Source organism: Aeromonas cavernicola, assembly GCF_002795305.1.
GTDB classification, from domain to species: Bacteria; Pseudomonadota; Gammaproteobacteria; order Enterobacterales; family Aeromonadaceae; genus Aeromonas; species Aeromonas cavernicola.
In genome coordinates this window covers 1-14,331 of sequence record NZ_PGGC01000084.1, presented here as the reverse complement: position 1 = coordinate 14,331, position 14,331 = coordinate 1, and the positions used below count along the sequence as shown (strand labels likewise).

Annotated in this window: 5 protein-coding genes and 2 pseudogenes; 3 read left to right on the top strand and 4 right to left on the bottom strand. The window is 45.7% G+C overall.

The window, feature by feature from the left end:
- Positions 1 to 336 (top strand): glutathionylspermidine synthase family protein (locus CUC53_RS19240; protein ID WP_236757902.1); only part of this gene is annotated, 336 nt, incomplete at its 5' end.
- A gap of 63 nt (positions 337 to 399) precedes the next feature.
- On the opposite strand, the gene CUC53_RS09915 is transcribed toward CUC53_RS19240, so the two are convergent.
- The 3 genes and pseudogenes from CUC53_RS09915 to CUC53_RS09910 all read right to left on the bottom strand — a co-directional run bounded on the left by CUC53_RS09915 (position 400) and on the right by CUC53_RS09910 (position 10,995).
- A complete protein-coding gene (locus tag CUC53_RS09915) occupies positions 400 to 7,740 on the bottom strand; it encodes an autotransporter outer membrane beta-barrel domain-containing protein (protein ID WP_236757901.1) in 7,341 nt (2,446 codons plus the stop codon).
- Positions 7,741 to 8,202: 462 nt separating this feature from the next.
- Positions 8,203 to 8,310 (bottom strand): annotated as a pseudogene (locus tag CUC53_RS19580) (ESPR domain-containing protein); the annotation flags it as partial.
- A gap of 651 nt (positions 8,311 to 8,961) precedes the next feature.
- Positions 8,962 to 10,995, bottom strand: a complete 2,034-nt coding sequence (locus CUC53_RS09910) for a phosphatidylinositol-specific phospholipase C domain-containing protein (RefSeq protein ID WP_157798244.1) — start codon at positions 10,993 to 10,995, stop codon at positions 8,962 to 8,964.
- A gap of 1,113 nt (positions 10,996 to 12,108) precedes the next feature.
- On the opposite strand from CUC53_RS09910, the gene CUC53_RS09905 reads away from it, so the two are divergent.
- Entirely contained in the window at positions 12,109 to 12,426 is a 318-nt protein-coding gene (locus tag CUC53_RS09905; protein WP_157798243.1) for a hypothetical protein, read from the top strand.
- Between the two features lie 348 nt (positions 12,427 to 12,774).
- The gene (locus tag CUC53_RS18870) at positions 12,775 to 13,668 is read left to right on the top strand and encodes a zinc metalloprotease (protein WP_157798242.1); all 894 of its coding nucleotides are present in this window, start codon (positions 12,775 to 12,777) and stop codon (positions 13,666 to 13,668) included.
- A 222-nt stretch (positions 13,669 to 13,890) separates the two neighbouring features.
- Here CUC53_RS18870 and CUC53_RS09900 read toward each other — a convergent pair.
- Positions 13,891 to 14,331 (bottom strand): annotated as a pseudogene (locus CUC53_RS09900) (4Fe-4S ferredoxin); the annotation flags it as partial.

Genomic DNA, 14,331 nt, shown 5'->3' with positions numbered 1-14,331 from the left:
TCGAGGGTGAGTGAATTAACGGCCGGTGTCGGGTGCTTTTTGGTCATGCCCGTGATGATGCAACACGAGCGGGATCATGCAAGAGGCAAAGGAGGATCAAGAGACGATCGTCTCTTTTTTCCTGTCAAGCCACTCTCGGTGAACTGTTACGGCCCCTACCATGACTCAGGCTATGTGCGGCAGGCCTTTCACCCCCTGCCCTGCTATGCCGGAAGTTACACCCTGATCGGCAGCTGGGTAGTTGGTGATGCGGCGGCGGGTATCGGCATCCGCGAGGATGCCACCCTCATCACCAAAGACAGCTCCCGCTTCCTGCCCCATATCATCCTTGATTAACGTCAGCATTCGTTACATCAGGAATGACCTGATGATCTGCTTAGAGGGGGGCTCGTTGTTCGCTCAGAAACTGTATCTCACCCCAAGTGTCACAACGCTATCGCGGTAATGGTGGCCGCCCACCTGCTGAGCGACGTTGCCCGATAGTTGCAGACCTTGACTAAGTTCTCCTTCAACCCCCATTTTTAACTCAGCAATATTGCCGCTGCCATCACGATTCACCGTGACATTATCAAGCTGAGTACCCATCTGTTGGGTGTTGTAAATCCAGTTGGTTTCAATAAATGTCTGAAACACCTTGTCTGGTTTGCTGGCGCTGGTTTGGGGGGCACTGGCACTATCGTGGTTGCCGATATGGGCAAATAGCCGTAACCCGAGCCGAGTTTGAATATTATTCTCGCCACTGCCCGCGACCCGAGTGCCACTACGCTCGGTGAACTCGTCAGCCTTGACGCCTTGCCAAATAACCTGCCCTTTCGGCTGAATAAAATAGCGGTCGTTGTTGGCTTCATCATGACCGAGAAGGAAGGTGTAGCCGCTCTCTAGCGAGGCACTCATCCCTTTCGATTGATAGGTTTGGGTGGCAAGCCCATCCCCTTTGACGCTGTTATCAAACCAGCTATATTGCAGCCAGCTGTCGGTATAAAGGCCAAGGTTTTGCTGGGTGTCGGCAAACCAATTGCCATATATCCCCACGCTGTAGCCCTCAACACTACCCTGTGCCTTAAAGCCACTGCCTACGGCATACGCATCGCTTTGCACCTGACCATAACCGGCCATCACGCCAAGATGACCACGGGAGAGATCATCGGTTGACCACTGGGCAAGATCCCCCCCCAATTGCACCAACTGGCGGCTGCTGCGGCTTTTTAAGGCGTTATCCCCCCCACGGGCGCGATTATCACCCACCATGCTGCGCAGCCACATGCTGGTGACTTTCTGCTCGCCACTTAACGGGTCAATATAGTGGGTCTCGCCCAAGCGGTCGTGCAGCTGGGTAATAAACAACTCGTTGGCACTAGCTAGATTGGCGGTATACCCCCCTACTTCAGGTGAGATCATCTCGTCGTTTTCCAGCTTACTGCTCAGATACCAGTTATTACTGTCACTCTTGCCACGGCCAAGGAAGTAATCATAGGCGCCAACGCGGATCCGACTGGCCTGATAGAACTGCCCAGCCGACTTACCGGCCACCTCAATGACTTTAATACCATTGACCGTCTGAGCCCCAGCACCGCCGATATTATTGACGTTCACCCAGCTGGTTCCGCTGGTATTACCAGCAATTTTGATAAGGTCAGTGTTGGCATTATCACCTCCGAGCTCACTATTGATGGTCAGCGTGCCCTCATTGCCCTGCCAATTGCCATTCACGACCAAGGTATTAAAGGAGCTATCCCGATGTTCGCTATTGACCCGACCGCTGAGCGTGAGGCTATCAATCACCGAATTACCGGTCATATTCCAGACACTGGGCCGATCAATGGTGACATCCAGCGGGTCAATCCAGCCCGTTAAACTGGCGCCATTGTTAAGTACCAAGGTTGTTCCCGATTGACCAATCACATTGCTAACCAGCTGGCCGCCACCCTTACTCCCGTCAAGGATAAGCGTGCCGCTATTGATTAGGGTATTACCCGTGTAGGCCGTGTTACCTGACAGGGTCAAGGCACCACTGCCGATTTTAATCAACTGGCCCGCATTGGCATCAAAGTCTCCGGCAAAGGTACTGTTGTCACGGTTATTGACCGTCAGCGACTTGCCCGCCAGCTTAAGTTGGCTGCCCGCCACGCCGGTTAACTGCTGAACGCTTGCCGTATCAGCACTGATTTTTGAAATGTCTAACACCGCAGTATTGGCGGTTAAATTGACCTGCCTAGAACTGGAAATATCTCCCGCACCCGTTAAGTACAAGGCACCACCGTTAATCTCGGTGCTGCCAGAGTAGCTGTTTTGCGCCGACAGCATTAAATCCCCCGCGCCATTCTTGGTCAATGATTGACCATCCCAGCTGCTGGCAAATGAGCCCTGCTGATCCGCCAGCGCCACGTCAACGGTAAAGGCGCTGCCCCCTTGCAACGTGAAGCTACCCGTACCATCAATACTTCCCCCTGCCAGCCATGACAAGCCAAAGCCTAATAGGTAGCTGTTACCATCAGCTGAGATAAAACCATCCGAGATAAGGTAATCGATACCATCCTGTTCGCTGAACGTACCGCTCACCCCGTTGGTGGTGCGAAGAAGTTCATAGCGATTAGTCGGGTCCATAATCTGGCTGGCAGTGACATTCGCTGCCGCCGCAAAGCCGCTATAGCTGAGGGTGCCGGCTAATTGTGCCCGCTCAGCGATAATATCCGGCCCTTGTTGGTTGAGCGCCCCCAGCAGCACAATATCAAGTACCGAGTTGTCGCCATGTTGATAGAGGCCACCAATATTGAGCGTCGCCGCCCCATTGCTGACTCGCAAGCCGCTGTCGCTACCAATGGTGAAATCCCCCAGCGTAGTGAAATTACCTGCCTGTGCCAGATTTAATACGCCGCGGTCAATAGTGACCGAGCCCTGCGCCAAATGGCTGCCCATGAGGCGTAACTCGCCGTCACCTCGTTTGATCAAGCGGCCCGTGCCTGATAATTGGCCAACATAGTCGCTCTGGTTGCTGCGATCAAAGACCAGCTTGCTGCTGTTGACAATATTGGCCATCACCGAGCCACTGCTGGCGCCATCACCAACCTGTAAAGTGCCAAGCTGATGGTTAATCACACCGCTAAAGCTATTTTCCCCCGTCAGCGTCAGCTGGTTGAGGTTATTTTTCTCAAGCACTCCAGTGCCGCTGATGACCCCGCTAAATACCCGATCCGGTTGGCTGTCAATCTTCACCGTCGCCCCAGTCGCAATGGCCAGATCGCCGCGGATAAAGCCGCCGTTGCCGCCATTGCCCAAATTAAGCTGGCCGGTCTGCACCTCGGTTAAGCCGCTAAACAGATGATCTTGGGTCAGGGTCAATGCGGCAGCGCCGGTTTTAATGAGGTGACCGCTACCCGTCATCACCCCATCAAACTGACTATGATCGCGGCTGTTGACCGTTAATACCCCCGAGCCCAGCGCCACATTTCCGCTCCCTTGTAAATTGGTGGCAACTTGGGCAAAGCCATTAAGATCCAGTTGGGTTTGCGCCTCCAAGATCACCTCGCGGCTATCGGCAAACACATTATTAGCCAGCGTGGCCAAGGTGCCGCTCACGACCCTCGTCTGGCCACTGAAATCATTAAGGCTGTTGGAGAGAGATAATAACTGGCCGCTGCCAGCATCAATATGCAGATCGCCACTGCCCCTTATTTGCGCCGCGAGATCAACATCCAGCCCGCTGGCGCCCGTTTTCGGGGCCAAGAGCAGGGTTTGATTGGCTTGGATATCGACCTGCTGCAAGCCGTAATTGACATAAAGACCATCATTACGCTTGCTACTCAGGCCATAGTCATAGCGGCCGATAGCCACCAGATTGCCCGCTTGTTCGATATTGACCTGCTGTTCAGCTGAAATAGCGTTGCCAGCGTGATCCACCAACGTCAACGCACCGCCGGAGCCAAGGGTTGTATTGGCACTGATCAACTTCTCGCCAATTTTCGCATCATCTTGCTCCATTAAGCCACGTAGGGGATCCACGGCCACGTCGGTGATATCAAAGGTGGCCGGACTGTTAATGGCAATCTGGCCTCGGCCCGACGCGTCGAGCTGGTTGGTAGTAATCAAAGGTTGCAGCGAGCTGCTATTGGGCAGGTCGACATTAAATTCCAGGGTGCCGCCACCAAAGCTTAATTGGTCAATATATTGAGTCGCCGAGCTCAGGGAGCCCACTTTTACTAGGCCGCTTGCTGTGTCGGTTGAGCCGACATGTAATCGTGCATCAACAAGGCTGCTGCTATTAAGATCCTGTAAATCAAAGGTGCCGCGCACAATATCGAGCACCCCATTAAAAGCACTACCAACGTCAGCACCAAATTGGAATTTATCTGCTCGATTGCTAAGGGCAACTTCAATACGGCCTGCGCCATTGACTACCGATAGCAAGGTGTTATTGAAGGTAAAGTCGCCGCTATTGGCCAGCGCTGGGCTAATAGCAAGTACCGCATCCTCGGCCAGCGATACCGATTTGCCGACCATCGCAGCTTGGTCGGTCACCATTAAGCGGGCACTATCTTGCACATTCACCCGCTCGACATCTTGGGTCATTGCATCACTGCCAGTCAGGGTGACAATGGCACCATTAGTAATATCAGCCACGTCAAAGCCAGCTAATTTGCTGGCCAGCGCATGATTTAGCGAGAAATGATCAGCCGAGAACAGCAAGGTATCGTTATCATCTCCGCCATCAATCAGCTCAAATGCGCCACTATTGGCTTGCATATGAAGGGTATCGTTCCCACTCCCCATATTAAGCCGAGTCAGAGTCGAGCCTATTTGCAACTGAGCATGATCAGCACCACCGCCCAAATCAACCAAGCCGGTGATGTTTGCACCGGTTAAATTGTTAAAGCTATTCGCATGTTCGCCCAGCATGATGGCGTTATCCGTGCTGCTGGCAGCAATCAGCGTGCCCGCTACGTTGACGGTATTAGCGTCCCCTCGGATCAAGACACTATTGGCATGTTGCGAGTTGAGCCTAGCGGCACTGCCAATATTGATGGTATTGGCCTGCTTGGCAAAAATACCGATGCCATCGGCGGTATTGGTGAGATTAATCTGCGCATTATCGATAGCAAAGTTGCCGCTGGTATTTAAATAGACGCCACTACCATTACCTGATACCTCAAATTGCCAGAGGCCATTAAGGCTAATATCGCCTTGGGTCTCGCTGCCATCTTGATTCATGACCGCGAAACCCTTGCCGCCATTATTGCTCGACACCTTGATGGTGCCATGGGAGCTCGCATCGAGGTTATTGGCGGCCAATAGCGCAGCACCTGAGCCCTGCATCTCTAGTGTGGCACCATCAATTTTGGTGGTGCCATTGGTTTTAGAGACCACCAAATTACCATTTTGACTACCTAAACCGGTAATGTGGGCAGCGCGGTCAATCACTACCACACCAGCATCATCTTCAACCAATACGCCAGCAGCACTACCATTAACCTGGATAGTATCTTTAGTGTTCAACGTGGCACCACCACTGACTCTAATTCCAGCTACACCATCATTAATTGAAATGATGCCAGCACTCGCGCCTTCCACTAGCGACGATCCCTCACCAGAAATATCAATAGCGGTGCCGTGGTTGAGGGTAATATTGCCGGAGTTGATCAGCTGAGCGCCATTTTTGATTTGAAACACAGTGACATCGGTGGCAGCCGACTCAGTGATATCGACTGTATTAGTAAAATTCGACTGATTTTGGGTGCCGCCGGTTGCATTACCGTTCAAATCATATTTTTGGTTATCAATCACCACCGCGGTGGCACCATCGCCCAAGGTAAGGGTTGTGGCGCCAGAGATATTACCGCTGGCCCCCCCTTCAATGCGCACAGCCTTGGCATTTTTACCACGCACATCAATGGTTAAACCGACCAAATTAGCGACCGAGCCGACTCCCGTAGCCTGGATCAACGTACTGTTTTCACCACTGCCTATCAGTTGGGTACCAGTAGCGACCGTTAATTGAGCGCCATCTTCCACTCGCGCCAAAATAGCGCCTTGCTTATCAGCGAGTAGACCGCTGGCGGGAGCTGTAGTGATATTGATGCTAGACGCCGTACCATTGGCATTTTTGCCGTAGGAGAACAAGCCGTATTGATTTTCACCATTGAACAGCAGGCCACCGCCACTAACCGTTATATTGCCGCCATCACGGGCATGCAGACCAATAGCGCCGTTACCATTAAGATTGACAGTGCCATCATTATGAAAGACGGTGCTTGATATAGTGCCGTTGACGCCTTCGGCATAAACTGCGAAATTACGGGTGCCAGAGAGCGGACCAATGCCACCGTTGACGTTAATCGTGCCACTATTAACAATTTGTCCGCCGGTTGTAGAGTAAATCCCTCGACCATTAACACCATTTAGGTTAATAACGCCGGAATGGGTAACCTTATTAACTCCCGTACTAGTACGGTTTTGCAGATGAATAGCGCGATTTTCAAGTGGATTTACCACCTCAGCATTGCCACGCCCACCATTAACATCTATGGTCCCAGCCAGGTCTGCAGTTACTTGCGAGCCACTTAAAAATACGCCATAACCATTTTGCGATTTATCTCCGATGGCGATATTACTGCCTTCCTCCAAACGTATTTTTGTTAAAACATTGAGGCTGCTATAAATGCCATACGTTGGTCGTGAACTGGCTAAATCCACCGAAGGATCATCTATTTTCATCTGCGGTTGGCGATTAAGGTAAATTTGACTACCCGATTTACCGATAAATTCACCTTCACTATCAAATCTTACCCCGAACACGCCCGAAGATGACTGTAACGTATCGTATATGCCGATATTGATATTGCCATAGTTTTCGGCAACACCTTTATTCATAAGCGAGATAGCCCGATGAAGATTGGAAAAGGAGGGGCGCACATTAATAATGCCACTAGCTTGGTTAATAAAGCTGGCCTGATCGTCAACAGTGACACCCGTTACACTATTTGCACCGCTATTTCCCAACTGATTGCTATCACCGATAAGATAACCGACGCCGATTACCCCTGAGTTAAAACCTCGGGTATTGGCACCATTAACTTGCATCCCTCCCCGACCGCCAGACCCGAAGTTATGTCCAGAAATAATACCTTGATTATCAACTTCTGCGCCATTTTCACCGTGTAGTGCCGCAAAGAAGCCCATGCTATCAACTTGACCACCCGGTAAAATCCGGCCAACCGCACCAATGCCAGTGGCATGAATAATCGAGTTATTGCCACGGATAAGAGGCAGCTCGGTTTCATCTATCGGAACAGTGTTGACTTGCAGTATTCGCGAGGCGGTGCGCCAACTTTTGGCATATTCGGCATTATATTGGCTTTGAGTTAAGTTGCCGGCACTTAATTCAGCAATTAACCAGTCATTATAGGTCTGCCATTCGCTAAGATTAGTTACGGTATGACTGCTGATACCTTGCCTAGTGGTAACATTGAAGGTGCCACCAAATAGATCATCTTGGATAGTACCATTATTAACACCCGCATTTTCTTGTGTGCTATCTAGCACAAATCGATTACGAGATTGCCATTCTATTACACTTGGGACAGCAATATTACCACTGCCTTGTGCTTCAAACAAAGCCAGTTGCTTGCCACTTAACGATACGCTATCCGCGTTATTATCAATAGTAGCCGGATTATTATCACCGAGGTTAACGGCCAGTTTACCTCCAGTTGGCGCCACGCGAGCGACTTGTGTATCGATATACATTCGACCTTGCGTACCGGTATAAACAGAGGGGGCACCAAAATTTGTCACCGTTGAGACACTAAACTGAGAATTATCATATACTCTGGCCACAATAAAACTGTTAGTAATAGGATCCCATGCCGACACAGTTTTGCTTTGATTTCCTTGAGTGATATAAAGCTCATCGCCACGAACACCTGTTGGATCGACCAAATAGTTTCCGTCGCGAAGTTGAATCCAGTTTAAAGTTTGCCGACCACCGTTTGAGCTACTATTAAATCTCAGTGGGCCATCCAATATATCAGTTTGATTATTTTCAATAATAATAGCACCAAATCGATTATCATTAACCAGCGGATCCAGTAAAGTCATTTGCGTAGCATGAACATTACCGCCCACAAAAAAAATACACGCAAACATACTAGCTATGATATTTTCCTGAGTGGTTTTATTGGTACTTAATGTATTATTTTTACGTTGCCCCAATGAGCTCGATTGCGATTTTACTTTGCCTTTAGCTTTGGCTAGTTCTGACACTACCTGAAAAATGCCCAGTGTTCGATTATAGATAACCTTAAATAAATTATTCATCAGCTACGTCCATAAAAATAGCAATAAAAAACCGATATGTAAGGCATCGGCGGCACATTACATTACGTGAAATGTAAATAGCGATATAGAGGGATTGCTTTCCACATCAGTCATCAAATCACAATCCCCCGAGGAAAAACTCATAGTGGCATTGCTGGCGTTGTTGCCCAAATCGATGTTGTGTGAATGGAACTAACTGAGGAAGCTGTGATCAAGGGCGAGATCACGAATGTTTTTTAAGCTTATCTTGCACGAAAAGCACACACAAATAGACAGAAAAGGAATCAAAAGTATCCCAAAACACGTCAGTGTTGTTTGAAAACAACCCAACATGGATTGTTTTTGCTCACTCATGCTCTCATCCTAAACTATGCTCCAGATAACGCAACCAGCATGTGTAACTACGGATCAGATACCAAAGCATTAGATTTAGATAAAGTCTAATTTATTGCGCAACGTATTTAATATTTTATGTATAGCCTCTAGGTGATGCTAGAGGCTATTTTATATCCAAATAGTACAAATTGGAGTGACCACATAGATAATGATATCTCTATACGGGATAGCGAGTAACGTGGCGCTATATAATACATAGCATGCCACGTTATCTTATCGCTACTTCAATAAGTCATGACACTCCATCATCTGCTGTTAGTAATTCTCGCAGATGAGTCGAACACCATTTAATGCGGTATCATCTTCTGACCCTTGTTTACCCTCTACGCGCGTGACAATACCAACCACGGCTTTCCCAGTAGGGCAATATTGAACCGGGGACCAATTTCCCCAACTGGTATTTACGCTGGCAGATAACACCCCGCTCTTACAATACAAATCGACATCATTTGCCGCGGTATCATCACCATCACCCTGTTTGGGTTCAATTTTAATGTCAAAACCAATCACCGGATTATTATTGCCGCTACAGAATGTATCCGCTGAGTATGTACCCCAGCTGGCAAATGCACTGTATATTTTTGCATTACCACTGCTGTTCAGTGGTGAACAATAGAGTTCAATATCATTCAGTGCAGTATCATCATCATCTCCTTGTTTAGGTTCACTACGCAGACGATACCCTTTGACATATTGCTCAGCAGGACATTTAGCGATATTTCCCCATTCCCCCCAAAAACCATCAATACTGCTAATTGAATCATAAGAGCGATTGGGGATCATGACTGGCTGTTTACTAGCTAAACCATGAGCGCTTATTGACATATTGATCATGCTGTCGATTATCCCCGGCGTCTCTTCTGGGTAATCCATTGGAAATATGGTACCAATCGATACACCTGGTGCTAATGCATTGAGCTTGTTTTTTAATCGACCATTGACCAGGCGCGCATTATCAATTTCATAGCCGGTATTGTAGGTTGCACTGGTAAAGTTTATCCAGATATTTGCAGACCCTGAATTATCCCAAGCTCGATCCAGATGTTTAAGCACCTTCTTATATTTACCCGGATAATCAAGTCCAACATGTGGACCACATAGTTCACCAAAGGGTCCTACATCTTGACACTCAAAATCAAGATTATACTCATCTTGAATAAAATAGGACCTTGGATATTTAATACCGATGTTAATCGCTTGATTTCTTTCATCAACGGCATCATAGCGATCTAGTAACACAATTTTTCCACGCAAACTACCCAGCGTCGTCGATCCCGTGACGACACTTTTATAGAAGCGACTATCGGCAGGTAATATATAGTCTCGGTAAAAACGCGCTTTATCAAATGTTTCGCTACCGGTACTGATAATATTACTTTGCTCATGCTTAACCGACATGAAGATGACTTCGGATGGATTTTTTAACAGGAAAGTGTTGACCCTATCCAGAACCAGATCCTTGAAACTGCCTAATCTACCTTCACCATGGCGTAATTCAAAATCTGAGCTGGACCCCGTTTTGTCAGATAACCGAATATCTAAGAACCGAATACCATTATTAAGTTGCTGCTGCGGCGACCACGTCTGTGTTTCAAATAATGCACTGGTTCGATATGCACCAGAATCATGAGTACCAGGGATGGTAATATTACCAATAGAGGTCGAATCTTTAAGCTGGCCCATCCAATTGGTATAACTAGACATCATGCTAGCGGTTGCCAGTGATCTCAATTTCGATTGCACAGGCTCATCTTGACCAAATAAACGTGGTTCAATAGCATCATTACTGATTATCTTGTGATGCCGAGGTTCGACTTCATGACTACTCAGCCATTTTCCTTCTGACTCAGTTATTAAATCTGCCGCGATACAGTAAACATCATCGGTATTCGGCATTGCAGCCGTTGTGACCAGGTAACCTTTATTCAAAAAATTCTGTGGACATATTGCATGCCATAGTGAAACGGGCTCACCATCACTGCCACTGAATGATTTGATTAATCTAAAATCAACCGGATTGGCAGTCATATTGTTATTTAATTCATCCAAGTTGACTGTAACAGAAACAAACTTAGGTACTTCAGTACCGCTCGTGACAACATGGCCTAATATTCCATAACCATCAAGCACTTGTGGTTGCCAAGCCGTTTTTATTTTTCCCTGATCATTAAAGGTGGCTACCTTTTCATAAGTAAAACTGTCTTGTTGTGACAAAGAAATAGGTTGTTCGCTTGCATAGCAAGCGCTACTTATGAGGAGGATACCCATTGCGATAGCATTGATTTTCATTATGTATTTCTCTTGTAAGTACATTACATTAAAGTTTAATGAATATAAAAGCTGTTCGCCTCAATCCATTGATTTTATATAATAATACCAACGCATATCATTGATATATGCTGTACGATAAGTCAGCCAAGATAGCTTAAATGACGTTTATGAATTTTTTGCGTAACCATCATAATTATGATCAAGTAATGTTATCCACTTCATGACCGTCTTAATTACCGCTCTTATTATAGGGGTATGATATATACGTTAGAAAAATAACGTCATTATCCTCCTTCGTACTGCTTAATGCTAAACCAGCTAATCGCTAGCTCATTTTTATATTGCGTTCATATTTGCGTTGAGTGCGGCGAAAGATCAAACGATAACAAATCACGCAGCAACATCGATATGGCAATACCATATAAATGGAGCACTAGATAAATGGCTAGAGAAGCAAGCACTTCCGTCTCACCAAGTTATCACCTCCACTGGCGCCATTGTGCGTCATGCCGATCCAGCTAGGTAACATCACCCAAGAAAGCCCGCCGAATACAGCAACGATTTATATTGGTTAGAAGGTACATATCGCAAATTAATGTGGCACTCGGCCAATCAATATAATGCCTTCTCTCTTCCGTCTTTTAAGCAAAATATGTCAGTCCAATGCTCTTTATGCTCTAAATAGCTGTTCCGAATAGTAGATCACTGTACTCGTACTGCTTCTACAGGTGACATAGAGCACACATCGTCGCTGAGCCTTGTCACTTCAGGCGTTGCCGTCAGATTGCACAAATTCCTTACGCCACAAGGCTTCCGGCAAGATGTAGCACTATTAGGATCAGTTATTTAGGAGGCTGTGCTTATGCGTTGAGACGGCTCACTAGTCTGGCACAGGAAAAAACCTACAAGATTAGAGGATTTATCCTACATAATCTGAATCCAGATCAATCTATCATTGATTAATAGTTTCCTTATGAAGCCTATCATTAAATCAGAGCTTTATTATTTTTTTATTAAAAAATCATTAAAATAATCTTAAATCTTAAATCGAGTTTTTGCCTTAACTAGACTGACCACAATCTGTTGAATTATATTTTTTCACATTTTAAGAAAACTCAAGAGAGGAATTGTATGCGTAAACATTTTTTATTAGCTTGTATGCTCTGTGTATCTTCTGGTGCGATTGCTGGTGTTGGTGAAGGATGTAATATGAAGGTGACCGGAATAGGTGTACATAAAGATGATTTTCGTTTCTCTACAAGCGCTGGTGAAAAACTCGGTAGTACCTCTTTAGGATATCAGGTACAAAATGAACGACAAATGAAAGTCGTCACCATTGCTTATGTAACTGGTGTTGACGTCTGTATTGAAATAAATAGATATACTTATTACTATTGGGAGATTAAGGAAATATATATTAAAAATCCCAAACCCCAAAAAAATTCATAGCGATGATGAACTAATAATGCCATATTCATCAGGAATGAGCTATTAATTACAATCAATACATGACAGAAAATTATTTATTGCTAATAATAAATTCTATAGCAATTACCGTCATAATTTAATTGTAATTAAATATATAATATGGAAATATAAGCGCTCAATAAAATTCTATCAGAGCAGGCATCATTACCTCAGCCAGTTTGATAGCGTAATTGCAAAATTAATTAAAAATGCCTCATGATATAGTTTAACTATAAACCATCATTATATTTTTCCATGAGGCAACTTATCTATAATTAATTATGTTAAGAGTGTTGTTTCATAAACCAAGATAGTCGATGGTATACTTTCATGAAAATAAATAAATTACTAATTTTACTTTCGTTAATAATGGTTACATTTATATCAAAAGCAGATAACGAGGATAGAAAAATTAAAAATGTTGTGGGTGTATTTAATGAAGAGACTAATTTACTAATAAATAGCCAAGATGTATATGGCGATATTATTAGATATTACATACCCAGTGACATGCGAAATTTAGTAATTAATCTACCGAGTCAAGTATTTGTTGCAATAAATCTAGAGCAAGAAATTGAGTATGCAATATCTATGTGGCAGAGGCAACAACAAGGATCAAGGCGACCTATTAATTTTATGAGAAGTCTGGTGAGACCTACAGACACACGTTATATCGGCTATCGCTTAGGTACAACAACAGATTCTTACGGAAATACAAATTATAACTCACCAAGTAATAATGATGCAATTACACGAGTAGTACTTCAACCGAGAACATTTGAACTACAGATGCCTAGAAGATATCACATGGCAATTAATGCTGGTGATATTTCAAGAGAGACCGACATCTCTGACTTTACTAGGATGATGGTGAGATTAACGATTATTCATGAAACAGGCCATGCACTGGGTTTACTTCATCATGATGATGATATTGAACAGAATTTTAACCACCCAACAAGAGTTGGCCGAAGAATAGTCAACTGCCCACTATCATTTACTCCGCCATCCATCATGATTAGTGGCCGTAATAATACAGACTACTTTACATCATTACGTCGACATCTAGGCCGCTCTGTGACACTTGCTGATATTTCACCATCTAGAAATGATATAGATGGTGCCCATATTATGTTTCATGAAAGACAGCGTCCGGGCTTTTTCAATGGCTTAGCTACACTCTGTCTTGCGGTATATGTTGCCTTAAGAGGATCAGACCTTTAAATACTTATAGCTTTGGCATAATTTTTTCTCACAAAAATTCAATAGGGTTAGGTTATTATCTGTTGGGATTTATTTACTCTATCGTATTTCACCATTCAGCCTTACATTAATTAATAAACTATTTAACCAATGGCCACTGTTATAATAGTAGTCACATTAAAGGATAACCTTCTTTAGTCAATTAATACCCCCGCCAACATGTATGCTGGCGGGGGTTTTTCTTTATTTCGCTGCTCGATCCACTAAATACAAAATACTGTGATAGGGAATACCAGCATGATTACTCAGCCCCATTTCGCAGGTGCGGCTGTTGCTAACACCCTGTCGGCAATCGCTGGGCACTTGGCTGCGCAAGCTGGCCAAGGCGGCGGCGTTTAGCTCAGGGGTCATCAGCCCCTTGTCGCCAGCAAAGCCGCAGCACTGGATATGCTCAGGGACAATCACCTCGCGGGCACAGGCGCGGGCCACCGCCAGCAAGGTGTTATCTAGTCCCATCCGGCGACTGCTGCAGGTGATGTGGAGCATCACCGGTTCATCGACCGGGGTGAGGGCCAAATAAGGTATCAGGTGCTCCAGCACAAAGGCGGAGGGTTCAAAAATGCGAAGACCCTTGCCCAATTCCCCCGCCAGCAGCCGCTGTACACATGGGCTGGTGTCGAGCAG